At 46.5% G+C, this 26032-nt stretch carries 26 protein-coding genes, 1 riboswitch and 1 other annotated feature; of the genes, 3 read left to right on the forward strand and 23 right to left on the reverse strand.

The window, feature by feature from the left end; translation table 11 throughout:
* The first annotated feature begins 60 nt into the window (after positions 1 to 60).
* Positions 61 to 984: a polysaccharide deacetylase family protein gene (locus tag ACYCS5_RS00695; protein ID WP_029517315.1), complete on the forward strand. Its 924-nt coding sequence runs from the start codon at positions 61 to 63 to the stop codon at positions 982 to 984.
* A gap of 142 nt (positions 985 to 1126) precedes the next feature.
* Here the strand turns inward: ACYCS5_RS00695 and ACYCS5_RS00700 are convergent, their stop codons facing one another.
* Both ACYCS5_RS00700 and ACYCS5_RS00705 read right to left on the reverse strand, forming a co-directional pair.
* Positions 1127 to 1468, reverse strand: a complete 342-nt coding sequence (locus tag ACYCS5_RS00700) for a hypothetical protein (RefSeq protein WP_029517314.1) — start codon at positions 1466 to 1468, stop codon at positions 1127 to 1129.
* Positions 1465 to 2052, reverse strand: coding sequence for a CPBP family intramembrane glutamic endopeptidase (locus ACYCS5_RS00705; protein ID WP_459760648.1), 588 nt, complete (start codon positions 2050 to 2052; stop codon positions 1465 to 1467). Before ACYCS5_RS00705 ends, ACYCS5_RS00700 begins: the two co-directional genes overlap by 4 nt.
* Positions 2053 to 2237: 185 nt before the next feature.
* Positions 2238 to 2487, forward strand: a binding site (T-box leader).
* Between the two features lie 261 nt (positions 2488 to 2748).
* Here ACYCS5_RS00705 and serA point away from each other — a divergent pair.
* Entirely contained in the window at positions 2749 to 4341 is a 1593-nt protein-coding gene (gene serA / locus ACYCS5_RS00710) for a phosphoglycerate dehydrogenase (protein ID WP_013310756.1), read from the forward strand.
* 218 nt (positions 4342 to 4559) lie between these two features.
* Here the strand turns inward: serA and ACYCS5_RS00715 are convergent, their stop codons facing one another.
* The 6 genes from ACYCS5_RS00715 to ACYCS5_RS00740 all read right to left on the reverse strand — a co-directional run bounded on the left by ACYCS5_RS00715 (position 4560) and on the right by ACYCS5_RS00740 (position 10268).
* The gene (locus ACYCS5_RS00715; protein ID WP_069012706.1) at positions 4560 to 6002 is read right to left on the reverse strand and encodes an ATP-binding protein; all 1443 of its coding nucleotides are present in this window, start codon (positions 6000 to 6002) and stop codon (positions 4560 to 4562) included.
* Between the two features lies 1 nt (position 6003).
* A complete protein-coding gene (locus ACYCS5_RS00720; RefSeq protein WP_029517311.1) occupies positions 6004 to 6720 on the reverse strand; it encodes a response regulator transcription factor in 717 nt (238 codons plus the stop codon).
* A gap of 109 nt (positions 6721 to 6829) precedes the next feature.
* Positions 6830 to 7588 carry a pseudouridine synthase gene (locus tag ACYCS5_RS00725; protein WP_023989197.1) on the reverse strand — a complete coding sequence of 253 codons (759 nt, stop codon included), beginning with the start codon at positions 7586 to 7588 and terminating at the stop codon, positions 6830 to 6832.
* Between the two features lie 78 nt (positions 7589 to 7666).
* Positions 7667 to 8197 carry a spore maturation protein gene (locus ACYCS5_RS00730; RefSeq protein ID WP_013310760.1) on the reverse strand — a complete coding sequence of 177 codons (531 nt, stop codon included), beginning with the start codon at positions 8195 to 8197 and terminating at the stop codon, positions 7667 to 7669.
* A 7-nt stretch (positions 8198 to 8204) separates the two neighbouring features.
* Positions 8205 to 8948, reverse strand: coding sequence for a nucleoside recognition domain-containing protein (locus tag ACYCS5_RS00735; protein ID WP_029517310.1), 744 nt, complete (start codon positions 8946 to 8948; stop codon positions 8205 to 8207).
* A 57-nt stretch (positions 8949 to 9005) separates the two neighbouring features.
* Positions 9006 to 10268 (reverse strand): D-alanyl-D-alanine carboxypeptidase family protein, encoded by a 1263-nt coding sequence (locus ACYCS5_RS00740; RefSeq protein ID WP_459760649.1) that lies wholly within the window; start codon positions 10266 to 10268, stop codon positions 9006 to 9008.
* 209 nt (positions 10269 to 10477) lie between these two features.
* On the opposite strand from ACYCS5_RS00740, the gene ACYCS5_RS00745 reads away from it, so the two are divergent.
* Entirely contained in the window at positions 10478 to 11203 is a 726-nt protein-coding gene (locus tag ACYCS5_RS00745; protein ID WP_459760650.1) for a protein-glutamine gamma-glutamyltransferase, read from the forward strand.
* Between the two features lie 91 nt (positions 11204 to 11294).
* Here ACYCS5_RS00745 and ytfJ read toward each other — a convergent pair whose 3' ends face one another.
* The 15 genes from ytfJ to ACYCS5_RS00820 form a co-directional block, all read right to left on the reverse strand.
* Positions 11295 to 11786 carry a GerW family sporulation protein gene (gene ytfJ, locus ACYCS5_RS00750; RefSeq protein ID WP_029517307.1) on the reverse strand — a complete coding sequence of 164 codons (492 nt, stop codon included), beginning with the start codon at positions 11784 to 11786 and terminating at the stop codon, positions 11295 to 11297.
* A 132-nt stretch (positions 11787 to 11918) separates the two neighbouring features.
* Positions 11919 to 12629: a DUF2953 domain-containing protein gene (locus tag ACYCS5_RS00755; protein ID WP_459760651.1), complete on the reverse strand. Its 711-nt coding sequence runs from the start codon at positions 12627 to 12629 to the stop codon at positions 11919 to 11921.
* 168 nt (positions 12630 to 12797) lie between these two features.
* Entirely contained in the window at positions 12798 to 13409 is a 612-nt protein-coding gene (scpB, locus tag ACYCS5_RS00760) for an SMC-Scp complex subunit ScpB (RefSeq protein WP_029517305.1), read from the reverse strand.
* A complete protein-coding gene (locus tag ACYCS5_RS00765) occupies positions 13378 to 14172 on the reverse strand; it encodes a segregation and condensation protein A (protein WP_029517304.1) in 795 nt (264 codons plus the stop codon). The genes scpB and ACYCS5_RS00765 overlap by 32 nt, the downstream gene beginning before the upstream one ends.
* A 174-nt stretch (positions 14173 to 14346) precedes the next feature.
* The gene (gene ribH / locus ACYCS5_RS00770) at positions 14347 to 14811 is read right to left on the reverse strand and encodes a 6,7-dimethyl-8-ribityllumazine synthase (protein WP_023989205.1); all 465 of its coding nucleotides are present in this window, start codon (positions 14809 to 14811) and stop codon (positions 14347 to 14349) included.
* Between the two features lie 30 nt (positions 14812 to 14841).
* The gene (gene ribB / locus ACYCS5_RS00775; protein ID WP_459760652.1) at positions 14842 to 15498 is read right to left on the reverse strand and encodes a 3,4-dihydroxy-2-butanone-4-phosphate synthase; all 657 of its coding nucleotides are present in this window, start codon (positions 15496 to 15498) and stop codon (positions 14842 to 14844) included.
* A gap of 87 nt (positions 15499 to 15585) precedes the next feature.
* Positions 15586 to 16251 carry a riboflavin synthase gene (ribE, locus tag ACYCS5_RS00780; protein WP_459760653.1) on the reverse strand — a complete coding sequence of 222 codons (666 nt, stop codon included), beginning with the start codon at positions 16249 to 16251 and terminating at the stop codon, positions 15586 to 15588.
* 331 nt (positions 16252 to 16582) lie between these two features.
* Positions 16583 to 16756, reverse strand: a riboswitch (FMN riboswitch).
* Positions 16757 to 16827: 71 nt separating this feature from the next.
* Entirely contained in the window at positions 16828 to 17292 is a 465-nt protein-coding gene (locus tag ACYCS5_RS00785; RefSeq protein WP_459760654.1) for an IDEAL domain-containing protein, read from the reverse strand.
* Positions 17293 to 17511: 219 nt separating this feature from the next.
* Complete coding sequence (locus tag ACYCS5_RS00790) at positions 17512 to 19800, reverse strand: thiamine pyrophosphate-dependent enzyme (protein WP_459760655.1); 2289 nt, start codon at positions 19798 to 19800, stop codon at positions 17512 to 17514.
* Positions 19800 to 20813: a 2-oxoacid:acceptor oxidoreductase family protein gene (locus ACYCS5_RS00795; RefSeq protein WP_029517299.1), complete on the reverse strand. Its 1014-nt coding sequence runs from the start codon at positions 20811 to 20813 to the stop codon at positions 19800 to 19802. Before ACYCS5_RS00795 ends, ACYCS5_RS00790 begins: the two co-directional genes overlap by 1 nt.
* Positions 20814 to 21063: 250 nt before the next feature.
* On the reverse strand, positions 21064 to 21498 hold the full coding sequence (locus ACYCS5_RS00800) for a peptidylprolyl isomerase (RefSeq protein WP_013310775.1): 435 nt from the start codon (positions 21496 to 21498) through the stop codon (positions 21064 to 21066).
* A 162-nt stretch (positions 21499 to 21660) separates the two neighbouring features.
* On the reverse strand, positions 21661 to 23028 hold the full coding sequence (gene lysA / locus ACYCS5_RS00805) for a diaminopimelate decarboxylase (RefSeq protein WP_459760656.1): 1368 nt from the start codon (positions 23026 to 23028) through the stop codon (positions 21661 to 21663).
* A gap of 110 nt (positions 23029 to 23138) precedes the next feature.
* A complete protein-coding gene (locus ACYCS5_RS00810; RefSeq protein ID WP_459760657.1) occupies positions 23139 to 24833 on the reverse strand; it encodes a spore germination protein in 1695 nt (564 codons plus the stop codon).
* A 26-nt stretch (positions 24834 to 24859) separates the two neighbouring features.
* Positions 24860 to 25282 (reverse strand): stage V sporulation protein AB, encoded by a 423-nt coding sequence (locus ACYCS5_RS00815; protein WP_029517296.1) that lies wholly within the window; start codon positions 25280 to 25282, stop codon positions 24860 to 24862.
* Positions 25279 to 25932, reverse strand: coding sequence for a stage V sporulation protein AA (locus ACYCS5_RS00820; protein ID WP_029517295.1), 654 nt, complete (start codon positions 25930 to 25932; stop codon positions 25279 to 25281). Before ACYCS5_RS00820 ends, ACYCS5_RS00815 begins: the two co-directional genes overlap by 4 nt.
* Positions 25933 to 26032 lie beyond the last annotated feature (100 nt).

A 26032-nucleotide genomic window follows, 5' to 3' on the forward strand; every position in this document is an offset into this window, starting at 1 on the left:
AGTGTTCGTCAGTAGTGACAAACTCATACGGTATAAAATACAGGAAGGTGAGATGAAATAATGGGTACAAAAACAGCAGCCATTTTGTTCACCGCATGTCTGCTGCTTAGTGCTTGCACTGCAACCAAGCCTGAATCTGCGGCAACAAGCAACCAGCAGGATTCGGTAGCGTCTGACTCAAGTAACAGCGCCAAAGATCAGAGCAACGTCTCTTCCCCAAAAAACAGCAGTAAGCAAGCAGGCAGTGATGAACATAACTCAGCGGATAAAACCAATGCACAAAATGATAAAACCAGCGAAAGCAACGAAACAGGAGCTGCGACATCTGCAACTATCAATAACAAAATGTATCACTTGGACAAAGCTTACAATGTAATCCCTGACCAACAAGGTACCGAAAAAAAAGTCGTGTTATTGACCTTTGATGATGGTCCTAAGGAAGCAGCCATGATTAACAAAATCATAGATGTACTGGACAAACACAAAGCGAAAGCAATTTTCTTCGTAAACGGTTACCGTGTAAAAAAGCATCCTGAGTTGCTTAAGCTTATCCATGACCGTGGACAGCCCATCGGCAACCATAGCTGGGATCACATCGTGCTGAAGAATAAATCTGAGCCCGAGGTCAAAAAACAGATTGAAACGGTACAAAAAGCTGTTAAGGACATTACAGGCCAAGCCCCCGTCTTCTTCCGCCCCCCTCATGGTGCAGGCGGGGACGTAGGTCGCAAGGTCGCTAAGGAAAACGGTCTCCTATACATGACATGGTCCGTCGGTTCTCTGGACTGGACAATGAAAAAGAATCAGCCTAATAAAACGGAGGCACTTCTCAAAAATGTAACAGAACAACTTCATCCAGGCAGCAATATCTTGATGCACGAACTGCCATGGACAGCTGAGGCGCTGGACAGTCTATTGACGCGCCTTGAGCAAAAGGGTTACCAATTTGTCGATCCGCAAGGGATTGAGGTTCCTGCTAGCTAGTAGACACTTGCGTATACTCCGGATTAACTATAGATGATGCAATAAAGGCCTCCATTCTCCGTTATTCATGTGGAGATGGAGGCCTTTTCGCCGTATCATTACGCGCCTTGACCTAAGCACAGACGTCCATAATAACTTTATATTACCAAAGCATTTCACTGATGGGTGGTGCACCCTTGACGCCCCACCACAGTAATGCTGCAGTAATCAGCACAAAAAGAGTGCTCAAAAAATTTAAAAACCACTTGCTTACCCGAATACGGCGGGACGGAAACATTTCTGCCCGCGTTCGGTACTCACTGGCAGGAGTGTCACCCTCCATCGTCACAGCAACTTCTGGTGCAGCGGCAACGTGAGCCAATTCTGGCACGGGCCGTGAAGCACGGGAGCGAACTGGTTTAGATTTTGACCTGTCCTCTTCCTTGCCTTTGCGACCATTTCGACGGCTACCATAGGTCTGCACTCTGCTAAGTTCCTGATTCATTCTTCATACCTCCGAAAACGTAACGCTAAACCAGATATAAGGTCAATCACAAAATGACAAATGATCGGTGCCCACAGACTACCGGTCTGCACATATATGTAGCCCAATCCATAACTGCTAAGAAAAACCCAGCCAGTGGGAATCCAATGCCGTAAATATCGGATATGAATCACCGCAAATAAAATGCTTGTCCAATAAGGACCAAAGCTGTACTGAATCGCACCTCTGAACAAGAGTTCCTCAAAGATAGAAACGATAGCTGCTATACAAATAATATGCCAAACCGGACGATTTTGAAATAGCATTTGGTTAATACCACCGTCATCCATAGCATCCTCAGGCATAATCCGGGATAGCAACAGATCCACAAGTAACATAGCGGCGGCCAATCCCAATCCCCACCATAAGACGTGCAGAGTGTTCGGCAATGCAAATAGTTCTAACAAATTTCTTTTCTGAAAAAATATCCAGATTGCGCCAATCAGCAGGGTCAGCCCCTGAGTTAGATACAAATTGTAAAGCAGCAAGCGGTCGTTCAATTCATGAATTTGCGCTCTTTTCCATTTCACTTTAAGCTTTTTCATAGTTAGTTAGTCCTCTGCATAGTCTTCTTTAGCATCATAGCCAAAAAGTCGGGCGGATTCAAGAAGACTTAAATCTTAATTTTCCGCATTCTGTAGCTATATATCTAGCCTGCTATCCTCACATGTCGCATGTCCTATTGACATGCCCATGTAAGCCATGATACATTATGAAAAAATTATTAGCGACAACAACAATGATGGAGAAAAGGTATTGATTTCGTCCTCAGAGAACCGGTGCTTGGGTGGAAGCCGGTGACGAAGTAACTACTTTCAGCGCTCCTGAGTTATTGCACCGAGGTCTGGGGAATATTTCCCGGCATTAGATGCAATCGGCAGAAAACCGTTATCCTTTCGGTCATTTTATGACCGCTGAAGGCAGTCCATTGCGAAATGGCTGCGAATTAGGGTGGTACCACGATAACTCTCGTCCCTTACTATGGAGATAGTATGTGATTCGGGGGTTTTTTTGATGCCCGAAAACCGCAAAGCGTCTCCGCATAAGACTTTTGGTCGTTAGTTTGGTGCATAATGCTATTCCATCCCTTTTCTGCGTCAATGCGTTATCACACTAGTATTTCACACCGCTCTCCTGTACTTTTAGAAGCATTTCAAGTTTTTTCATGTTCTTTATGGAATGTATTTCAGTTTGAAGTGCATCCTGTCCATAAAAGAAGTTAACTTTGAGGAGGAAACCAAATGTTTAAAGTGTTAGTATCCGATCCAATCAGTGACCTGGGCATCCAGCAACTGATGGATGCAGACGATGTCACGGTGGACAAGAACACAGGTCTCAGCGAGGATGAATTGGTTCAAATTATTGGTGACTATGACGCATTACTCGTTCGAAGCCAAACTCGGGTAACCGAACGCATCATGACGGCAGGTAAGAACCTCAAGGTTGTAGGGCGAGCTGGGGTCGGAGTGGATAACATCGACCTCGAAGCAGCAACACAACGCGGGATTATCGTTATTAACGCTCCTGACGGCAACACGATTACGACATGTGAGCACACTTTTGCGATGATGATGGCTCTAGCACGTCATATTCCACAGGCATATGCCAAAACCATTGGCGGTACATGGGATCGTAAAACATTCCTCGGTGTCGAACTGCGTAACAAAACACTTGGAGTCCTCGGCATGGGACGTATCGGCAGTGAGGTGGCTAAACGTGCCAAAGCATTTGGCATGAGTATCCTCGGCTATGATCCATTTCTAACGGAAGAACGCGCTGAGAAGCTGGGCATTAAGCTTGCGAGCGTGGATGAAATTATCCGCAACGCAGATTTTATGACCGTACACACACCATTAACACCGGAAACGAAACATATGATTGCTCGTCCACAGTTTGAAGTGATGAAAAAAGGAATGCGCATTATCAACTGTGCCCGGGGCGGAGTTATCGATGAAATGGCTCTTGTTGAAGCCATTGATGAAGGTATCGTTGCCGGTGCAGCTTTTGACGTATTTGAGTCAGAGCCGCCAGCACAGGACCACCCATTCCTGAGCCACCCGAAAATTATCGTTACACCACATCTGGGTGCCTCGACTGTCGAAGCTCAGGAGAATGTAGCTATCGACGTGTCCGAGCAAGTGCTGCATATTTTGCGTGATGAGCCTTTTAAAAATGCGGTCAACATGCCTCCAGTACCATCCAACGTCATGACGCAATTGCAGCCATATTTCTCGCTTGGAGAGAAGCTGGGCAGCTTTGCCGCTCAGATCACGAATCAGGCTGTACGTGAAATTCAGGTAGATTACGCTGGCGATTTGTCCTCTGTGGATACACAGCCGCTGACACGGTATATTTTGAAAGGCGTACTTAGCCGTCATCTGGGCAGCGATGTGAACATTGTAAACTCTGTACATCTGGCCAAAACACGTGACATCCATCTTGTCGTATCTCAGGCGCCCGCCACCAAGGGTTTTACCAACCTGATTACCGTTACACTCAAAACGCAGAGCGGCGAAGAGCAACGTGTATCTGGCACCCTGCTGGCAGGCTATGGCGAACGTATTGTTAGGTTGAACCAGTTCCCAGTAGACGTGGCACCGGAAGCTCATTTCCTGCTCATCTCGCACAATGATAAACCAGGCATTATCGGTCGTGTCGGCACCTTGCTTGGGGAGAACGGCGTCAATATCGCTTCTATGCAAGTAGGGCGTAAAATTGTCGGCGGAGAAGCTATCATGATCCTGACCGTCGATAAAGCCGTGCCGAAAGACGTACTGATTCAACTCGTTGGTTTGCCAGAACTAAATACTGCCCAAGAAGTAGTGCTAGATTAGTTCCAGACCCTATTGAGAGGTCCATGGTTTTATAATAAAGAGAGGCGCCTGGCTACCCAGGCGTCTTTTTCTTATACCGAGTTATCTATCATGTGAGTAATCATTTTGAAACAGGATGTTCCACGTTGAACAAGATAAATGTTGATTTTTCAACAAAAAGCACCCTCTTCCGAGGATGCCTGCAAACCGGGGGATATCAGATTGGGCTTATAAGCCTGTTACAGACCCAGCTTAGTTTTGCTGGAGATAGGCAGCAAAATAGTAAATTCCGTCCCTTCCCCCAATACGCTGGCAGCAGAGACAGAGCCTCCGTGAGCCTCTACAATATTCTTGACAATAGCAAGCCCCAAGCCAGTCCCTTTATCCTCACCACGTACTCTGGCTTTATCTGCCTTGTAAAAGCGGTCGAAAATATAAGGTAGATCCTCGCTGGCAATGCCTACACCTTCATCCTTAATCCGAATACGGATTAACTCATGCCGTTCTCCCAAAATTCGATCCGCCGCAATAGTAACCTTTTTCCCACCGGGTGTGTGTCTAAATGCATTATCCAGCAAATTGGTCAATACCTGTTCCAACCGGTCTTCATCTGCCTCAGGCAGCAACAAACGCTGGCCATGCTCATGGTAATCGAGTGTCAGTCCCTGTTCCTTTGATCGTACCGTAAATTTACGGTGAACACGCTCGATCAACTCGTTCACATCCAATTCCTGTCGGTGCATGTCTGTATGACCAGCCTCCATTCGGGCCAGATCAAGCAGATCCTTGACTAACCTTCCCATGCGTAATGACTCATCATGGATGACCTGCACCAGTTCCTCGGATTCTTCTGGTGAACCCGCCATACCATCCAGCAACGCCTCACTGTAGCCCTGCATCATAGATAAAGGTGTACGGATTTCATGAGATACGTTGGCCACAAAATCGCTCCGCATCTTCTCTAGCTTCACTTCTTCCGTAATATCTCTAAGCACAGCTACTGCACCGCGGATTGCATTATCCGTATACAGAGGCGCCATCTGCACCGACCAGGAGCCCTTCTTGACATGGATATAGTCTCCGACATCCTCTCCCCTGTCCATAACGGTATGGAACAGAGACTGCAAAGGCTCAGGTACAGAAGCTCCAAACTCCTCCAGATCACGTTCCTGCCACTCCAGCTTTTCCCAGATATTCAGCAAACTTTGTGCCGGCGGATTCGTCAAGATGATTTGTCCGCTTCTGTCGAAGGTGATTACTGCATCAGACATGCTTCGCAGTACGCTGGATAAATGGTTTTTCTCCTCATTCAGACTGCGGATCGTTGCTTCCAGTTCCGTAGACATATGATTAAAAGTTTTCGCCAGTTCTCCAATTTCATCACTGGTCACCAGCGAAAGCCGAGTATCATACCTTCCCTCACGAATGGCATTCGCCGCCTGAATCAACAGCTGCATAGGCTGTGTGATTTTAGTAAAAAGAAATAGGGCAAAAAAGGTCGTCAATAAAAATCCGACTATACATGTATAGGTGAACAAATGCTTGATTTCCGTCGATTCATATGCCGCAAAATTTCTGTTGATGTACGGCAATAAAAAAAGCCCTAGAAAAATAAGCACAGAGCCTACAAGGCAAATGATGGTGATCCACAGCTTGCCTACCAGCGATCTCCAGAAGTTCACGTTATTTTGGAACCTCCAGCTTATAACCTACGCCCCACACGGTCGTAATCATAGCGGCTGCCTCTGGCGATACCTTATTCAGCTTTTCACGAAGCCGTTTCACATGCGTATCCACAGTGCGCAGGTCACCAAAAAATTCGTAATTCCAAACGTCTTTCAGCAGTTCTTCGCGTGAGAAGACTTTATCTGGTGACACCGCCAAATAATGCAACAGCTCGTACTCTTTAGGCGTGAGACTGATTTCAATCCCACCCGCAGTTACCCGGTGCGCATCATGCTCAATGATAAGATTCGGAAAAACAATACTATTGCTGGGTACCGCTTCTTTCGTTAAAAAGGCAGTTTCCGACGAACGGCGTAAAATCGCCTTCACCCGGTAAATGACTTCTCGCGGGCTAAAGGGCTTAACCACATAATCATCAGCTCCGACTTCAAAGCCTTGTACACGGTTCACTTCCTCGCCTTTGGCAGTCAGCATAATCACAGGTGTAGCTTTGGTCTGACGCAGCCGTGTACACACCTCAATCCCATCCATCCCTGGAAGCATCACATCGAGCAAAATAATGCTGTAATCGCTTGCAGTCGCTTTTTGGAGGGCAATCTCGCCATCCTCAGCTTCGTCAATTGCATATCCTTCTTTTTCCAGATACATCCGCAGAAGGCGTCGAATGCGTTCTTCATCATCTACAATTAATATGCGGTTGCTTTGTTCTGACATATTCCCAGCCCCTTCGCTAAAAAAAGCATTCTCTCTATTTTACTATTTTCCCGTGCTTGGTCAAACTTTACTCTCATCCAACAGTCTCTTTACACCAAAAAGGCCGGGGTTATGACCCCCGTCCTGTCCGTTTCTTTTTCGTGTTGTCTGATTTGGCAAGTTGAATGAGACGGTTGATTTCGTCCTTGGTTAGGGGTCTGGTCAGACCGCGCTTCAAGTTTTGTAGCAAAAGATCTCCGAAGGCTATCCGCTTGAGTCTGATGACTGGGTGTGAAATGGCCTCAAACATCCGTCTTACCTGCCGATTTCTGCCTTCATAAATGGTAATCTGGATCACAGACTCCTTACCATTCGGATCTACATCTTTATATTCTACCTCGGCTGGTGCAGTAATGCCATCTTCCAGCACGATTCCCTTTTTCAGCTTGTCCAGCTCAGTACCATGTGGAACGCCTTTGACTGTTGCCACATATGTCTTGGGCACATGATGCTTGGGATGGGTCAGCAGATTGGCGAACTCGCCATCATTGGTAAGCAACAGCAGTCCTTCGGTGTCGTAGTCGAGACGTCCTACCGGATATACGCGTTCCTTAACGCCTTTCAGATAGTCTGACACGATTTTACGGCCTTCCGGATCGGAAGCGCTCGTAATGACCCCTTTAGGTTTGTTCATCATCAAATAGATTTTTTTCTCGGTTTTGATCGGGCGTCCCTTTACCGTAATCATATCTTGATCAGGGTCTGCCTTCGTTCCCAGTTCAGTTACGACAACCCCGTTCACTTCCACGCTACCCGCCTGAATAAGCTCCTCACATTTACGTCTGGAAGCTACACCCGCTTGGGCCAATATTTTCTGCAATCTTTCCATGTTCGCTAATTCACCTCATGCTAATGATACCCATCCATGAGCAAAATCACAACCCCCGTTCAAAAAACGATGCAGAAATTAAAATACAAGCAGGCAAATCGCAATGGCTGCCACAAAACCAACCACATCTGAAAATAGTCCTACCTTCAAAGCATACCGTCCATTGCGGATACCTACCGCACCAAAATATACAGTTAGCACATATAGCGTCGTGTCTGTGCTGCCCTGAATCGTTGAAGCGATCCGACCGATCATGGAATCCGGGCCATAGGTGCGAATTAGATCCGTCGTAAACGCAAGTGAACCAGTGCCCGTCAATGGACGAAGCAAGCCTAAAGGCAATACCTCGCCCGGTACACCCCAGTGTTTAATCCAAGGGGTAACCCAAGAGATCAAATAGTCCAAGGCGCCGGATGCTCGAAAAATGCTAATCGCCACCATCATGCCTACGAGATGAGGAATAATGCTGATGGCGGTAGAAAATCCGTCTTTGGCTCCATCCACAAAAGAATCGTAGACAGGGACCTTTTTAGCATATGCATATAAAGGAATAAAAGCGAGAATAACCGGAATGGCCCAAGTCGATACGAGGTTTATAAAATTAAGCATGCCTCCCTCATCCTTTCCAAGTGGTGTCCCTGCCCTTGGCAGCCGTGATTCCCGTTCGCGGAACGGCAGGTAAAGATGCGGGCAACGTAGTTGAAGAGGCAGCAGATGTTGGTGCTGGTGGGGCGAGTGGCGCCAAGGATGACTGGGACGGCGGAATCGCCGGAGGACGGCGGCGCAATTCTCGACTACGGTACCAACGGTCCGCCGCAATTGCGGCAAAGGTGGCTATTGCGGTCGCTACCAGTGTTGTACCGACGATTTCTGCCGGATGTGCGGAATGAAAATTAAGCCGTATCGCGATCAACGTCGTAGGAATAAGCGTAATACTGGCTGTATTCAGGGCGAGCAGCGTACACATGGCTGGTGTGGCGGTTTGCTTATCTGGATTGAGCGTCTGCAACTCTTGCATCGCCTTGATTCCCATCGGTGTAGCTGCATTCCCCAGACCCAGCAGATTGGCGCTCATATTGGACAAAATGTAACCCATAGCGGGATGATTACGCGGAACATCAGGGAAGAGAAAGGCAACTAAAGGAGAAAGAAGCTTGGATATTTTCTGTAAGAGCCCGCCATCTTCAGCCAGCCGCATCATGCCCATCCAGAACACCAGCACACTTATCAGTCCAAAGCACACTGTAACCCCCGTAGTTGCCCCGTCAAAAGCCGCTTTCGTCACCACCTCAATATTTCCCTGCGCGGCAGCAAATACAAATCCAATACAAATCAAAGCCACCCATATGAGATGAATCATGGCTGATTCCTCCTTTTCCCAATGATGTGACACGTACAGCTCTATTTCCTGGTTGCCCTATGCTCCAAACAAATTTTTAAGGATTTCGTTCCATCTGCTCGTCCAACCTCGTTGCTGAGTATTGTTCGCAGGTTCCTGTGCAGTTGGAGTCTCCTTCTGTGGCTGTACGGTTTTTTGAGCAGGCAGCTTACTACCTTTTGCATACACAGGAACAGAACCGATAAGTTTACCTTCCAAAAGGAATTCAACCCGTCCTCGTAAGCCAAAAGATACGTCCGCTCTATCGGCAGAAGCGGAATTTTTATACAACACCAGTCTTTTGTGCAACTGGGTTTTCTCGCCATCATGTAAAGGATAGGCAAAGCTTGTACCTGTTAATAGTGGGTAACCATCGATAGGTTGCTGCTTGTCCGTAATCGGAATGAGCGGATAATATCGGAATCCGTAATCAAGCATACGGGCATGATCGTTCCAATCGTCCCCGTCATTCAAGGTAACAGCAGCGAGCTGACGACCGTCCCGTGTAGCCGAACTGACCAGACAGCGAAACGCTTTTTTGGTAAAGCCTGTTTTCACCCCATCAGCTCCGTCATACAGCCGCAGCATTTTGTTTTTATTGTGCCATGAGTAGTCCCAAGAGTCGTTGGGATTCGGTGCTTTTTTCAATTCTGTTTTTACGATACGGGCAAAAGTTGGATTATGCAGCGCATAAGCAGTAAGCCGGGCCATATCATTGGCTGAGGAATAATGTCCCTCGGCATCCAGCCCGTGCGGATTAGCAAAATGTGTATGGCTTAGCCCAAGCTGAACCGCCTTGTCGTTCATCAAATGAACAAATCCCTCTTCTGTCCCCCCCACATGCTCAGCAATGGCAGAAGCGGCATCATTACCAGAACGGAGCATTAAGCCGTACAGCATATTTTCCAATGACATTTGTTCACCCATTTGCAGAAAAAGCGAGGACCCTTCTTTGGCATATGCGGTTGGGCTCACCTTTACCCGGTCCTGCAAGCGTCCATGTTCAATAGCCACGATCGCTGTCATAATTTTGGTCAGGCTGGCAATACGTAGCTCCCGATCACCTTCGGTAGAATAAATGATTCTTCCTGATGTGACATCAATTAAAGAAGCAGCCTGTGCGTGGGTTCCTAATGCGGGCGGCGCTACTTCTGTTTTTATCGCTCCCCGAACGGGCTGCGGACTTAGCAACGTAAGCGGCAATGACAAAATAAGCAGTAGTACCAGCGGCAAAACAAATGCGCGTGCCTTATTCAAAAAATGGCTGTGGTCCGCGTGAATGTGTTGCTTTTTTTTAAACATTTGGATTCCTCCGGTTTTAAGCAAGTCTTGTACCATTCTATGTCCAAGCTGTTCAAAGTATGTCCACCTTTATAACAGAAAATTCCTTTATAGGACTAACCATTAGCTGCTCCTTTTTCGCTTTCTTTCTACACAAACCAAGCAACATGCCCTCCTGAGCACATATATATTAGTTACTAAACGTTAAATATGGATCGAGGGGTTAAAACATGCAGCGACTACAGTTTGAAATGATTTTAAGATCGCGGATTGTAGAGTCCGCAGAAGCATTGCATCGAAGCGGTGTATCCTTTGCCACTTTTGCTACCGCACGTTGCAACCCGAAATTTTGGAATTTAACGGAAAAAGGTGGCTTTCAGATCAAAGCAGGTGTCACACCGGCCCAAGGCATCAGAGATATCTTTTTAAACGGTCATCAATACGCTTTTGAATGTGCAACAGCTATGGTTATTGTGCTGTACAATGGAGTGCTGGATTCCATTCTGGAAAGTGAGTTTAATCGGATTTTTGCTGATATGCTGCTGTATGACTGGCACTATGATAGCGACCTTAGGCTCATACAGCAGCAAGGAAGTCATAAAGCGGCTCCTGGCGATATTCTGTATTTCAACAATCCGGATGTGTCATCTGAAACATTGGAATGGAAAGGAGAAAATGTCATTAAGCTAAAGGAAGACTTGTTTTACGGCCATGGGATTGGTATCTTGCCGGCGAAGGGTATTATCGATTCCCTGAATCAACATCGTCGACCGGAAGCCACGGTATCTGCTTATTTGACGAATGAAGTGATCTATCCGGACTTCATCTACCTATCGCAGTTTGCTGCCGAAGGAAATCGAAAAAATGAATTTTCCTCGCTGCATACTTTGTATCAACTGGAATACTGTCACCAAATACATGCTGTCATTGGAGGAAGACAGTATATTCGGGGATAGGCCCAAGTACAAGCAGAAAAGAAGGTATTCCTTAGCCTATACTCGGCCTTGGGATACCTTCCTGAGAGAACGCTTTTAATTTCAATAACTTTTACAAGTAAGCCGGGCCAGAATTACTGTGATCCGTAGCAACATCTACAGGTACCTGTGGGGGGGGAGTCTGCAAGTCGCCGCCTGAATTCCGGAAGATAGACTGAACCTTATCAATCAGGTATGGCGTGGAATCAATGAGCTTCTCAATCAGATGCGTTTGATTGTCTAATGGAACGATTTGCGCCCCCTGTTTGCCAACAACTAGAAAAGCAATGGGATGAATTGATACACCACCACCGCTACCGCCTCCAAAAGGATGCCCTTCCTTCCCGCTATGATTACCCGACGCCGAGGAAGTATGAAGTGCCTCTTCGTCTACGTTAAAATCACTTCCCCCGGCAGCGAAACCAAATCCTACCTTACTGATTGGCAAAATAACAGAACCATCGGGTGTTTCCACTGCGTCTCCTACAATCGTATTCACGTCTACCATAGCTTTGATGTTTTCCATTGCGGTTTGCATGAGCCCTTGAATCGGGTGATCTGACATGATTTATTCCTCCTCTGCTTATCTCAAGCGTAGACTGCCTTTTCTTTCGCTATTGTGCGCAGGGGTTCAAAGAAATATGTATGTCATTCGATAGTTCAGAAAGGATTGAGTCTCACCTCTCTCCACTGTTTATCATTCATTGTTAGCTTGATGATCCTCAGTTTTTTTGGAAAAAACCCGTTTCCACGCCTCCGGTCCACCCGGAACGCGCCATATGTGATAAGCTAACGTGAGCATGGAGAAAATTAAATAACCGAGCGACATATTTGCTTCACAGGTCAAGGTGGTAGTAAACCGCAAGCGATCTACCCAATAGGGCACGACAAACAGCTTCGGGATACAGTTCACACGTACAAAGCTGGTAGCAAAACCGATCAAGGTCGTTTTCAATCCCCACAAAATACCAGTTGAGGTAGCTGTATATGCCGCGTCAGCAAGACTAATGTTGGTAGACCATTCCATTTTGGACATTGTCACATGCGCCAAGGTATGTCGCAACCACCGATGTAAGGATTTCGTTCCCTTGAGCAAAACCCGTACATCATGTATAAATTGCTTTATTTTTTCTGTATCAATATTTCCACTATCCACGGAAGCATCCGTTTTATGTATGTTTTTGTGGCGATCAAGCCGATAGAGAAGCCCTTTTTTCAACCCTGTTATGAGAATGGCCGGCACATCGTAATTCATTTTAATCATCCCGTATAGAAATCTGATCTCTAGATGCGCCCGATCATCATTGTCATGTTTGGCAATATCCAGCTTCAATCGAATACGAGAGAGCAGAATTGCCAGTACAAGTAATATAAAGACGATGATGGCGATACTGATCCATTTCCACACTGGCGTGTCCTCCCTACCTTGTTGCTATAGAATATCATGGCAAAAATAGTATGACCGATCGCCGGAAAATCATGCATCTTAAAATACCAACAGCCAGCCCCCAACGATATGAGGACTGGCTGTCTGTTTGAACTTTTACATAAGTGAGCCGTAAGATCCGGAGCAACTTTATTGGGATTCAAGATCCAGATCGTTGGCCGCAGGCTGGCTACTCTCCAGACGCTCGAACAATAATTGAGTCTCTTCCTCCAAATTGTCCGAATTCTCGAACAGCTCCGGTTGCGGTAGATCTGCCAGAGAGCCCAGACCGAAATAATCCAAAAATGATTTCGTCGTTCCGTACAATATCGGCCGTCCGATGGCTTCAGCTCGACCTTTCTCTTCAATGAGCTCCTTGTTGACCAGTGTATGTATGGCCCGCTCGGATTTAACCCCCCGAATCTCTTCGATTTCAACTCTTGTAATGGGCTGGCGGTAGGCCACAATGGCCAGCGTCTCCAAAGCAGCTTGAGACAGTGACGCACGTGCCGGAGAGTATGCGAGCTTTTCAAAGTAAGGTGCATGTTCGGATAAAGTTGCAAGCTGATAATGACCGGCAATACGGACAAGTTGCAGGCCTCTTCCCCCCTGCTCCATGTCCTGCTTCATATCTTCCAGGCACTGTTCAACCAGCTCTTGCTGCTGCTCTACAATGTCGGCGATCTGCTTGGTGGACAACCCTTCCTCTCCTGCTAGAAACAGCAGTCCCTCAATAATTGATTTCAGCTTCAGATAATCCATTAACCCGTAAATCCCCTCTCCACTCCATTACAATATCATCGAAAAGCTTCTCCTGATAACAGAAAATTTGCTTCATTTTCATCAGTTCAAGGATAGCCAAAAAGGTCACAACCACTTCATGCCGATACATATCCTCATGCATCAGCTTGGAGAACAGCAGCCGTCCTCCATTCCCCACCATCTCTAAAGCCCCGATAACTTGCCGGATACGGTCCTTGACTGAAATTTCGTCCCGATGAACACGGGTTACCGTCGTACGTCGTTCTGCTTTGCGCAAAGCACGCTGAAAGGCTGCGACCAAATCGCTTGCATGCAGCCCATGCACCGGATTTACGGGTTCAGTGGGCAGGAATGCACTCAGATCTTCTGGCTCTTTGCCATAAATTAGACTCCGCTCCCACTCACGTTCACTTAGATGGCGAGCAATCCCTTTATATTTACGATACTCCACCAGCTTGCGGACCAGTTCCTCACGTGGATCATAATCCTCTTCCTCATAAAAATCCAAATCGTCATATTCCATCACAGGTGGCTTGGGAAGCAACAATTTACTCTTAATGGATAAGAGCGTCGCCGCCATCACCAGAAACTCGCTCGTAATGTCCAGTTCCAGCTCCTGCATACTGTGCAAAAAAGCCATATACTGATCAGTAATATCGCTAATCGGGATATCCTGAATGTCGATTTCGGCTTTATCAATCAGATGCAACAGTAGATCCAGCGGACCCTCGAATGTTTCCAGCTTGTAGTTTACGACTGTCAATGTGCTTCCCCCTGCCTTACTCCAATCATCATTCAACAATACCTTTCCCTATAGCACTTATGCTCTGCGTTATCAATCCCTCTTTCTGTAGTATATACGTCATCGCCTTGCTTAACAATCCAATCCCTTTTTTCCCCTCGCAGTTTATACCGTTCTATTCAGCTATTCCTATCATTAAAATTGCTTGCCGAGATTGGCCATTTCAATCGCAGCCAGTGCTGAATCCCAACCTTTATTACCAGCCTTCGTACCTGCTCGTTCAATAGCCTGTTCAATGTTTTCTGTAGTCACTACCCCAAAAATAACAGGTACTCCCGTTTTTAGGCTGCTCGCTGCCACACCCTTGGCCACTTCATTGCAGACGATATCATAATGTGAAGTAGAACCACGGATGACCGTACCCAGCGTAATTACGGCATCATATTTGCCGCTTGCAGCCATTTTTTGCGCAATTAGTGAAATTTCAAATGCACCCGGAACCCAGGCTACATCAATTTCATCTTCCTGTGCACCATGTCGTTGAAGTGCGTCAATTGCACCGCTTAACAGCTTGCTCGTAATAAACTCATTAAATCTGCCCACCACAATACCATATTTTAAACCGTTCGATACAAGATTACCTTCTAGAAAACGTGCCATAATTAATCAACCTCTCTTAATTTAAATTATTTACAATGACAAACGACGACGGTAGTCCACCAAATCCTGAATACTGATCAGCTTCAATTGATGTCGCTTAGCGACCAATGCCAGATCAGGCAGGCGGGCCATTGAGCCATCTTCCTTTATAATTTCACAAATGACTCCAGCAGGCTTGAAGCCACTGAGTCGAGCCAGATCAACAGCCGCCTCCGTGTGACCAGCACGCTGCAAGACACCCCCATCGCGAGCAATCAGCGGGAACATGTGACCAGGCTTGCGGAAATCACTTCCTGTGACTGCTTCGTCTGCCAAGGCGCGTACAGTCAAGGAACGCTCGGCCGCTGAAATCCCCGTTGTTGTCTCCATATGATCTACCGATACCGTAAAGGCAGTACCGTGGAAATCTGTATTTTGCTTTACCATAGGATGCAATTCCAAGGCCTCGGCTCTTTGTCGTGTGATCGGCACACAGACCAACCCGCGACCTTCTGTAATCATGAAATTAATGACCTCAGGCGACGCTTTTTCAGCCAAAGCGATAAAATCGCCTTCATTTTCGCGCTGTTCATCATCCACTACAATGACAACCTTACCGTTTTTCAAGTCCTCCAACGCTTCTTCGATGGAATCCAAACGAATCTCTTCGTCATGTTCCAACTCGCCATGCTCTATGACGTTTGCCATTGCACTTGTTTGGCTACCTCTATCCATAACACTTTCCTCCTTATGTCTTGTGCCACGAATGCTCCTAAACAGGTTTACCATTCAATATCAGGCAAAGCCGTATTTCGCCAAATAGTCCAAACTGAGAGGAGCTTTTTCTACTCTCTCCGCCTCCGTTGCACCTCTGTAATTTAAAAGCTGTTCTACATATTTGCCCAAAATATCGCATTCGATATTGACGGTATCCCCCTCACGTTTGGCTTGTAAGGCCGTTTCGGATAAGGTGTGGGGAATAATGGATACGGCAAAGGTCTCTCCCGTACGCTGTGCGACTGTGAGGCTTATACCATCAATTGTGATTGACCCTTTGAGAAGAATATATTTAAATAATGTTTGATTTTTAGGCTCAATTTCGTACACCACTGCATTCTGGTCTGATGTCACCCCGCGAATCGTTCCCGTCCCGTCCACATGTCCTTGCACGATATGTCCTCCGAACCTTCCACTCGCCGCCATCGCTCGCTCCAGATTAACTCGGCTGCCGGATCTCAACTCTTTCAGATTAGTGCTACGAAAGGTTTCCGGCATCACATCAACCTTAAAGTCTTTCGTACCGATCTGTATCGCCGTCAGGCAAACGCCATTCACTGAGACACTGTCTCCTATTTTTAAATCGCCCAACACCACGGAACCCGAAATCCCCAGCACCATCGCTTCACCGCTTTTGGAAATGGTTTGAATACGACCCACTTCCTCGACCAATCCGGTAAACATGCCTTCACTCCTTTCCACTACATCTCAGTTTATCCCTAATTCATCAGCTATAAGCGCAAAAAACCCCCAGTTCGGATTCAATCCGTCATGGGGGTGATGAGAGTCACATTTGTAGTATACAAGCGCAGTTTATATGCATCTTAAGACGACATGAAATCATAGGTTTGCCAATAGAAAGCATGACTGAGGATACAGCCAAATACGCTCAGAACACCCATCAAAAAGAAAGCTTAAGAAAGCTATCGCCCGATGCCATCCTACAACGAAATAAGCCGTACGCACAATTGGGTATGCTAAAAATCGGCACATGTCACGTCATGTACATGCGCTTCGTATCCTTCTCCCATCCAGACTATACTGTCGGTCCCGGATTTGCACCAGGTCCACCTTCTGCTGATCATTCAGCATCCGGGTCACGGACTAAGCCATGCTGTTTCTCACAAAAACGATCCACAAACATGTCATCACCGCCGGTGGGGAATTTCGCCCCGCCCCGAAGGATCTTGCTCTTATTTAATTGAATTAACATTAAACTTGTTACGTATATTAGCACCGACTTCTAAAAAAAGCAAGTTATCAAATAGAAGCTCCTGCTTTGGTTTTGACATATTGGCTGGAGAGTTCTTCAAACCAGGTTTTATCGTTCATATGAAGCGCCAAGTCAATCAGATCGGCCAGTTCCTCGACTCCCAGCTCTGTTGCATGATCAAAGGTAATTACGGCTGAAGCAACCGGTCCTCGCCCTTCCTCAGAACATGCTTCATAATCCAGTCGTACATCAACATGTCCGTCAATAAACTCGCATTTTAGAAAATAAATAATTTCGCACATTAAAATGGGGCGTACTTGTGTTTCTAACACGCAATCCATCACCTTGGCAGAATAATGCTGGTTCGTCAGCGTAAATTTGTGTTCTGTCGCTGCCAGCGAGGTCCGTCCAAAATCTTCCGTAAACTTGAGTTCCACTGGCTTGATGTTCATAACCTTAGGGATTTGCTTCTTTATAATTTCGATTATTTCAACTGTATTCAGCTTAATCATTACCTGCACCTCATTGCATCTTAAAATTCAGAAGAAAACTTTTTAACGTGCCTCTTATAGGCCTCCACTCCTATATCGGAAATCATTACCTGTTTTTTTATGCTTCAACCCATAAACGACAAAAAAGATTCTTTGCGCAAAAAGCGCAAAGAATCTTGATTGAGCCACTACAGTAACAGCGGCTAACAATGTTAATCGATGATTATGCAAAAAACAGGATTATAGCTCTGAAATTTCATGTTTCTTTTTCAGGATAGTCCAACGACGCTCAATCTCCTGTTCAAAGGTCGCCAGCGTAGCCTCCTCCTTAATAAGATGCTTCGTTTTACCCATTAATTTCAGCCATTCAGCAGCTGGAATTCGTTTTCCTTTGTCCTCCGGATTGTACGTAATCGTCGTACTGCCTTGCTCTATTTCGTACAAAGGAAAGAAACAGGACTCGACTGCGGCGCCCACAATGCTGGTACCCAGTCTGTCTTCGGATTTCCAATTCAGCGGACAGGCGCACAGGATTTTACCATAGGCCGTACCCACGTTGTTTGCATACCATTGAGCCTTGGCTGCTTTACGCAGCATATCCTGCGGATGACTTTCAGCAGCGGTAAAAGCATACGGAATGTTACAAGCAGCCATGATTTGCACGGTATCCTTGTGATGCCCTTGCTTTCCTTTTTGCATTTTACCTACACCCGACGTACTGGTCATGTGACCGAGCGGAGTGGAGTAAGATTGCTGTGAACCTGTATTCATGTACCCCTCGTTATCATATTCCAGCATGATTAGCTTATGATTACGCAGAGCCGCACCAATCGCAGAACCCATACCAATATCCATCCCACCGTCACCACTAATCATGATAAAGGTCGGATCGTCCGACATCTCAATTTCATTACGCCGTTTCATTTCCATGTAAGCTTCCAGCGCTCCTGAAAGGGTAGCGGCCCCGTTTTGAAAAAGATTGTGGATCATCGGTTGTTTGTGTGATGTATATGGATACCCTGTCGTCGTCACATATACGCAGCCTGTCTGGAACAGCACGACAATATCCCCTTCAATACCTTTGAAAAACAGTTCCAGCGCAGACAATGCCCCACATCCTGGACAAGCTCCGTGGCCTGGTGAAAGACGCCGTGGTTTGGTTGTCAACGACCGCAAAGGTGGTACCTTGACCTTGAGCTTCCCGGTCTCCTCGTCCGGCGTAACCTGAATCAGACCCGTCCGGTAATCATTACCACGTGGCGGCTGCATAACTTGCGGCATCACCTTGTCCGGTGAACCCGAATTAATTCCGTAGTAATCAAAGGGCTTCTCTACTCGTCCGGCCTCTGCCGCCTCGATTGCAAGCTGGAAGAACGCCTCTGCATCTTCTGCATAAAAATCTTTGCCGCCCAAGCCAAAGATACGGCTCAACACGAGTGTCCGATTCAGCGGGTCCTCCTGCAAGGCCGCTTTAATTTCATGCGTTAAATTACCACCGTCCGCCCCATACGAGTCTGCACGTTCACCTACTAGCAACGCCTTGACATTGCGTAATGCTTCCCGCAGTTGTACGGCTGGGAACGGTCGGATGATGTTCGGACGTATCACACCAGCTTTAATTCCGCGCGCGCGGAGTTGATCCGCCACATCCTTGGCCGATTCAGCCGCCGAATTCAACAGAAATACCGCAACCTCAGCATCCTCCATTTGATACAGATCTAAAATCGGGTATTCCCGACCGGATAAAGCGGCATATTCTGCTGCTACCTGCTCATATACTCCTTCTGACAGCTTCAGTGCTTCGGACAGCTGAACATGATTATTCGTCAGGTCATCGCCGTTCATATGCGCGCCCACAGTAACAGGATGATCAAAATCCGTAATATTCGGATAATTTAAGTTCGGGTTAGGACCTACAAAACCACGCACGGTCTCAGCATCGGCAAAATATTGCACTTTACGTTTTTGATGGGACGTATAAAAACCATCATATGCGACCATTACAGGCAGCCGAACATCGCTGTGCTCTGCAATTTTTAGTGCCATAATGTTCATATCATACACAGCCTGTGGTGTACTTGCCGTCAAAATGACCCAGCCTGTATTCAAACCATAGTACAGATCCGAATGATCTCCACGAATATCCAGGGGACCACTGACAGCTCGTGTCACCAGATTCATAACCATTGGAAAACGAGTACCTGACTGAACAGGTAACTGCTCCAGCATGTACAGGAAACCTTGCGAACTAGTGGCGTTCACCACCCTCGCTCCCGCTGCGGCAGCTCCATAACAAATCCCTGCCGATCCGTGTTCTCCGTCTGCTGCAACCAGCTTAATATTATGCTGACCTCTCGTTCTCATCTGATCTAGATACTGCGCTACCTCGGTAGATGGAGTAATCGGGAAATATCCCATCATATGATAATTAATCTGCGCAGCCGCCGTTGCTGCCATTTCATTACCGGATTCGAACGTTGTCACTTGCGCGGCGCCTGTCTGTTTGAGTTCTTCCTCCAGTTTTGCCATTACGCACGCCCTCCTTCATATACTGGAAATTGGTGGGCAACTCGATTCTGTTCAGCCCATCCCCATTGCTCGCGACGCGAGCTTAGTGCCCCCGATGGGCAAATATCTACACATTTCAGACATCCTTTGCAATACTGGTAATCAATCCCTTGCAAAAATGGCATCATTCTTCCGCGTTTGTCTGCTTGCTCTTCCCATACAAAACAGTAATCCGGGCAAATCGAATCACACTTGGCACAATGGGTACATTTATCAACTTCATATTCAGGCACATACCCCTGACGTGAACCACTAACATCTCTCGTTATGCTGTTTCCCTGAGTTGCAATAACGCCCCCCAGTAATTGCGTTTCGTATCCCAGCAATGGCTGCGGACGTTCAAAAACCCGATCCTGCGCGTCATCAGTAACCGGATATACGTGCAGTTCCATTTCATCATAACCACGGTTAAACGTACGCAGATTAGGTTCCACTAACAGTGGATTTTTCTTTTCAAAGGTACTGCGTATAACCGATCTCATCGCTTCCGGGTCCAGGAAGTCACAGACACGGAACAAGGCACCGAGCATGGACGTATTTAGTTTGGTTCGCTCTTCCAGTGCGATGCCCATCGCATCCACCACCGCTAATGTTCCGGATACCAGTCCCAAATCAGCCCGTATTTCTTCTGCTGGACGCGTGGAATTAACCACTACAATCCCATCCGCTGGCAGTCCGCTGATTACATTTACCGTTTTGTATAACGTTTCATGGAAAATGCCTACCACATGCGGTTGCTCAATCGGACTGTGATCCCGAATATCGACTTCTGGCTCACAGAAACGGACGAAACTTTTAACCGGAGTTCCCTTTTTTTCCGAACCGTAGGACGAAAAATTTGAAGCATTCAGCCCCAGACCAAGCACCCCGGTTTCGGCCAACATTTTGCCAGCCAGATTAGCGCCGAGTCCACCAATGGATTCCAGCCGGATTTCAAAAAATCCGAGTCGATTTGTGCTCGTTAAAATAGACAATGTGATAAGCCCCCTTCTTTTCCAATCCTTAACGAGTTTGAATACTCATATAAAAAAATTGGAAATTGCATTCTTATGGAAAGGCTATCACAACACTTACTTTTCGAATGTGATCTTACGCACTGTAATGCCTACGTGATTGCGAAAATCAATAAACCGTCAAACAAAAGACAACAAAAGCCGCCCTGTCCAAAGACAGAACGGCTTAGTGCAACGCTATTTAAAAAAGATCATGTAATTAACGGTAAAATTACACGTCAAATACTTTAACCTCTTTCATTTTGTCGCCTTGTTTTACAGCATCAATGAATTCCATACCTTTGGTTACTTTACCAAATACAGTATGTACTCCATCTAAATGTGGTTGTGGAGCGTAGCAGATAAAGAATTGGCTGCCACCTGTGTTGCGACCTGCATGTGCCATGGACAGAACGCCTTTGGCATGCTTTGTTGTATTCGTAGCTGTTTCACAGTCAATCGTGTAACCAGGACCGCCTGTACCGTTACCGATCGGACAACCACCTTGAGCAACAAAGCCAGGAATGACACGGTGGAAGCTCAAACCGTTGTAGTAACCGCTGTTTGCCAGCTTTTCAAAGTTAGCAACGGTGTTTGGAGCTTCTTCTGGGAAAAAGTCAATTTCGACGATACCGCCGTTTTCAAGATCTATTCTACCTTTTTTCATTGTTTGTATCTCCTTTTCAACCTGTTTTGAGAACTAAATAACATCAAGTTCCAGTTTACTATGAATTGCCGCGCTTAGCAAAGTCTTGTCCAAAAAAAAGGGCCATTGACCCCGGTATATGATTACCGACTCAATGGCCTGCTTGATCTTACAATGTTAAAATCAGGATGAAACCGTAATCTTGGCGTTGGGCTGAACCGCCGGACTGGCTTGCTCACGAATCAAGCGCTGTGGCACAACATCGTTGCGTACGATATCTTCGTAGGTTTCCCGACGCACCACCAACTCGGCCTCACCGTTGTTGACAAATACAACTGCTGGTCGACGTATTCGGTTATAATTACTCGCCATCGAGTAATTATAGGCTCCGGTTGAGGCAACAGCGAGCAAGTCGCCGCTATTTATACGAGGCAGCTCTACATCCCAAATCAGCATATCGCCGCTTTCACAGCATTTGCCCGCAATGGACACCGTCTCTTCGTTCGTATCCTGCGCTCGATTAGCCAGCATCGCTTCATACTTGGCCTGATACAATGCAGGGCGTGGATTATCTGTCATCCCACCATCTACCGAGACATATTTACGTACTTGCGGAATATCCTTGATGCTTCCTACCGTATATAAGGTCGTGCCTGAATCGCCTACAATACTGCGTCCCGGCTCAATCCAAATTTCTGGAAGTTCATCGTAAAGTCCTGAAAAATAAGTTTTCACCGCTGCGCCGATAGCCTGCACATAGGTGGAAACTTTCAGCGGTGTGTCCTCCTCAGTGTAGCGAATGCCAAATCCCCCACCCAGATTAATCACTTTGAAAGAAAACTGAAGCTGTTCCTTAATTTCTCTGGAAAAAGCCGCAACCCGTTCAGCAGCCATTTGGAAGCCATTCACTTCGAATATTTGCGAACCGATATGAGAATGTACCCCCAGCAGGTTAAGATGATCCAGCTTGATAGCCTGTTCCACTGCTTGGCGTGCTGTACCGTTCCCAATGTCAAAGCCAAATTTCGAATCTTCTTGACCTGTGGCCATATATTCATGCGTATGCGCCTCAACCCCTGGTGTAACCCGCAATAAGATATTCACCTGTTGTTCTTTCTCAGAGGCAAGGGCCTGCAACAAATGCAACTCCATTTCACTATCGACGACGAAGCAACCAATTTGCGCATCTAACGCCATTTCAATTTCTTCCGGTGTTTTGTTATTGCCGTGAAAATGGATTCGCTCTGCCGGGAACCCTGCTTGTAGCGCAGTAAATAATTCTCCACTGGAAACAACGTCAAGCGACATCCCTTCTTCAGCAGCTAAAGCGCACATCGCCATAACACAAAACGCTTTGCTTGCATAAGCAACTTGAAACTTCAATCCAGTTTCACGAAAAGCTTCTATGAATTCCCGGCAACGCCGGCGGACTAACTGTTCGTCAACAATATATAGCGGCGTGCCAAAACGCTCTTTCAAAAGCGTTGTATCACAACCGCCGATCTCCAAATGTCCATTGCTGTTAATTTTACTGCTTCCATGCAAATACATGTTCTGGCGCCTCTCTTTCTGGAACAAGCTAGTCATATTCCATCGAATGTTTACACCAGTATAGCAAAAAAAACATCAAGAACAATGGATTTTTATGCAGATCATTTATATTAATGCTCCTGTCCATTGCCTGAGTTTGAATCTGTGTCGGCATCCGTATGGGGCATACGCGTATTGTCCCTCGTTTTGTTAGATGACGGGCGGTTAGGTGAATCTAGTACAGGCATACGGAACAAGATGGAAGCTAACGCTTTGGCATTAAAAGGAATGAACGGCCACAAATACGAAGAATTATATGACCGATGCAGCGTCAGCATCAAAATGATCAGTGTCGTACCCACGACAAAGCCCGGTACGTGAAAAATCGCAACAGCAACCAGCAGGAATAGTCGAATCAGTCTATTTGCCAGCCCCAGCTCGTAGCTCGGTGTTGCGAACATTCCTATGGCAGCGACAGCCATATACAGCACAACCTCATTCACGAAAAGTCCCGTCTGAACCGCTATGTCACCGACCAGAATGGCTGCGATCAAGCCCATAGCGGAAGCCAGTGGTGTCGGAGTATGCACAGCCGCCATTCGCATGAGATCGACCCCTAATTCCACGATGATAAACTGTGCAATCAGCGGAAGATGTGCTTCCTTTTGAGGACCAATAAAATCAAGAAAAGCTGGTTTTAATTCGGGATTGATGACCATTAGCAGCCACATCGGAAGCAGAAACATTGAGGCGAATATGCCTAAAAAACGTACCCAGCGCAAATAACTACCCATAAAAGCGGTTTGCCGATTTTCTTCTGCATGCTGACACAAGTCAAAAAAAGTGGTAGGCAAGATCATCACGCTGGGTGAGGTATCTACGAAAATAACGAGTCTCCCTTCCATAATATGCGATGCCACGACATCTGGTCGCTCCGAATATCGTACTAATGGATATGGATTCCAACCTTTATTGATAATCGTCTCCTCTAATTGCTTATCGGCCAGCGGAATACCATCCAAATTAACATTTTTAATTTTGTCTCGTACAGTATCCACCATCACCTTATCTACAATATCGTCAATATAGCCCAAGCATACGTCCGTTCGAGTTCGGCGTCCGACCTGCATAGCCTCAAATTTAAGTCCTGGGTCCCGCAAACGTCGGCGCACCAAACCTACATTTGTAAGCATTGTTTCAGTAAACCCGTCACGGGCACCGCGCACAACCCGCTCCAAAGAAGGTTCCTCCGGACTACGCACCGGATAATTACGAGTATCCAGAATAAGGGAAAAACGTTCGCCTTCCATGAAAAAGGCACTCATCCCCGTCAGTACCTTGTTAATGACGACTGACATTTTATCTGTCTTCTCCACCTGAATATGTGGAATAAAGTTTTCGAAATACGCTTGTAGTCCATCGGAAGAGAGATTATCCGGCGTCAGATAGGTGAGCCGCTTTAGCACTTCAAGCATAATTTGATCCTTCGCAAAGGTATTCAGGAACAGATATCCGGTATGACGCCCTCCCAGTGTCATTTCCCTGAATACGACATCAAAGGTCTCCCCCAAACCTAATACTGTTTCAAGTGTATTCTTGTTATCCTTCATCCTCGGCGATATATTATCTTCGGCCTGCCAGTAGCGAACGGACTCCTCTACGTTATCAGATCGCTCACTCTCTTTTTTGTGTTTAAAACGTGCAGATTCCTGCGCCTGCTTTTCCTGCCATGGACTCAACTTTTCTTCGCCAGTATGATGTTCCCTTCCGATTACCCCATCTTCTTGATGCTGCTCCCGATCCTCTTGATCCGCTCTGTGATCCATATTCCTTGCCCCCTTCGCTTTCGTTGTTAACGGTTGTATACAAACCAGTCAAATAAGGAACCCGTCACCTTACCAAGCACCATTGCCATTAGCAGACCAAGCATATACACGGTCATGTGGAGTCGCTTGGCGAGTATAGGCAGGAGATTTAATACCTCCGTTAAAGCCGCGGCGAGCAAACCAATAAACACTCCGCAAAATAGCCCAGGTATCCATGTAAATATGCCCGGTAGTGGCAAGCAAATGTTCCAAAAATCGACCACAGTCCCCAGCACTGAACCTATAATCATTGCCTTTTCGTATGCACGTGATTTTTTATACGTACGGGTGAGTTGTGCTAATCGCGGCATGATATCTAGCACAATAAAAAAAGCAATTACACCGCTACCCACCGCAAGGCCCCCAGCAATACCTAAAATAATCTGAAGTGCAGCCTGTACAAATATCATGGTTTCTTAGCCTTTGTCTGCAGACGGGCCATCTTTTCATATTCCTCTGCCACAACATACTGATCCACATTTTCCTGGTACAGATACATTTCCACCTCCAGCGGTGTCGGCTCCTCGTTCCAATTTTTCTTGAACAAGTGATTAAAAAAAACGATCATGCCAAAGCCTATGCCGATTGAGTAAGCAATTTGAAACAGGTACGGATGCTCATCCTTATGTCCCGTAATCATCTCCACAATCCGAACCTGTACCTCCATCATGCTAACGTCGGCATGAAAATTCATTATTGTCAGCGCAGAGCCAAAAAACAGAAGCACCCATACCAAAACAAACAGTATTTTGGACGGCTTACGGGGTTTCTCCACGAGTTCGACAAGTACATGCGGCTTCCCAAGAGATTCAACTACGACCCCCGGAATATGATCTCTAATTTTTGCTATGATCTGCAGCATATCTATCAGTATCAGATTACCGTCCTGGTGCTGCGGCCGCTTGAGAACAAGCTCAAGCAGTTCCTTTTCCCATTCAGGATTAGTCAGCAAATTGGCTACATCACCCAAATGTAAATCCTGTCCTTGTATCATGCGGACACGGCTGCGGAGCCGCAAGTAGACAATAGGAGCTACTGTAGGAGCCGGAGTATGAGTCATCAGATCCCCTCCTTATCCTCGTAATTATCAGTTAGTATGGAACGAAGCAAGGAAACCTATTCTGTGTATTGTCTTTTATCCCACGCAAAAAAGAGTACCC

It is taken from the genome of Paenibacillus sp. SEL3 (assembly GCF_054602585.1).

What these genes read in the sequence shown, in the direction of transcription:
- ACYCS5_RS00695 (WP_029517315.1), top strand. Translation starts at nt 61, where the DNA reads ATGGGTACAAAAACAGCAGCCATTTTGTTCACCGCATGTCTGCTGCTT.
- ACYCS5_RS00700 (WP_029517314.1), bottom strand. Translation starts at nt 1,468, where the DNA reads ATGAATCAGGAACTTAGCAGAGTGCAGACCTATGGTAGCCGTCGAAAT.
- ACYCS5_RS00705 (WP_459760648.1), bottom strand. Translation starts at nt 2,052, where the DNA reads ATGAAAAAGCTTAAAGTGAAATGGAAAAGAGCGCAAATTCATGAATTG.
- serA (WP_013310756.1), top strand. Translation starts at nt 2,749, where the DNA reads ATGTTTAAAGTGTTAGTATCCGATCCAATCAGTGACCTGGGCATCCAG.
- ACYCS5_RS00720 (WP_029517311.1), bottom strand. Translation starts at nt 6,720, where the DNA reads ATGTCAGAACAAAGCAACCGCATATTAATTGTAGATGATGAAGAACGC.
- ACYCS5_RS00725 (WP_023989197.1), bottom strand. Translation starts at nt 7,588, where the DNA reads ATGGAAAGATTGCAGAAAATATTGGCCCAAGCGGGTGTAGCTTCCAGA.
- ACYCS5_RS00730 (WP_013310760.1), bottom strand. Translation starts at nt 8,197, where the DNA reads ATGCTTAATTTTATAAACCTCGTATCGACTTGGGCCATTCCGGTTATT.
- ACYCS5_RS00735 (WP_029517310.1), bottom strand. Translation starts at nt 8,948, where the DNA reads ATGATTCATCTCATATGGGTGGCTTTGATTTGTATTGGATTTGTATTT.
- ACYCS5_RS00740 (WP_459760649.1), bottom strand. Translation starts at nt 10,268, where the DNA reads ATGTTTAAAAAAAAGCAACACATTCACGCGGACCACAGCCATTTTTTG.
- ACYCS5_RS00745 (WP_459760650.1), top strand. Translation starts at nt 10,478, where the DNA reads ATGCAGCGACTACAGTTTGAAATGATTTTAAGATCGCGGATTGTAGAG.
- ytfJ (WP_029517307.1), bottom strand. Translation starts at nt 11,786, where the DNA reads ATGTCAGATCACCCGATTCAAGGGCTCATGCAAACCGCAATGGAAAAC.
- scpB (WP_029517305.1), bottom strand. Translation starts at nt 13,409, where the DNA reads ATGGATTATCTGAAGCTGAAATCAATTATTGAGGGACTGCTGTTTCTA.
- ribH (WP_023989205.1), bottom strand. Translation starts at nt 14,811, where the DNA reads ATGGCACGTTTTCTAGAAGGTAATCTTGTATCGAACGGTTTAAAATAT.
- ribB (WP_459760652.1), bottom strand. Translation starts at nt 15,498, where the DNA reads ATGGCAAACGTCATAGAGCATGGCGAGTTGGAACATGACGAAGAGATT.
- ribE (WP_459760653.1), bottom strand. Translation starts at nt 16,251, where the DNA reads ATGTTTACCGGATTGGTCGAGGAAGTGGGTCGTATTCAAACCATTTCC.
- ACYCS5_RS00785 (WP_459760654.1), bottom strand. Translation starts at nt 17,292, where the DNA reads ATGATTAAGCTGAATACAGTTGAAATAATCGAAATTATAAAGAAGCAA.
- ACYCS5_RS00790 (WP_459760655.1), bottom strand. Translation starts at nt 19,800, where the DNA reads ATGGCAAAACTGGAGGAAGAACTCAAACAGACAGGCGCCGCGCAAGTG.
- ACYCS5_RS00800 (WP_013310775.1), bottom strand. Translation starts at nt 21,498, where the DNA reads ATGAAAAAAGGTAGAATAGATCTTGAAAACGGCGGTATCGTCGAAATT.
- lysA (WP_459760656.1), bottom strand. Translation starts at nt 23,028, where the DNA reads ATGTATTTGCATGGAAGCAGTAAAATTAACAGCAATGGACATTTGGAG.
- ACYCS5_RS00810 (WP_459760657.1), bottom strand. Translation starts at nt 24,833, where the DNA reads ATGGATCACAGAGCGGATCAAGAGGATCGGGAGCAGCATCAAGAAGAT.
- ACYCS5_RS00815 (WP_029517296.1), bottom strand. Translation starts at nt 25,282, where the DNA reads ATGATATTTGTACAGGCTGCACTTCAGATTATTTTAGGTATTGCTGGG.
- ACYCS5_RS00820 (WP_029517295.1), bottom strand. Translation starts at nt 25,932, where the DNA reads ATGACTCATACTCCGGCTCCTACAGTAGCTCCTATTGTCTACTTGCGG.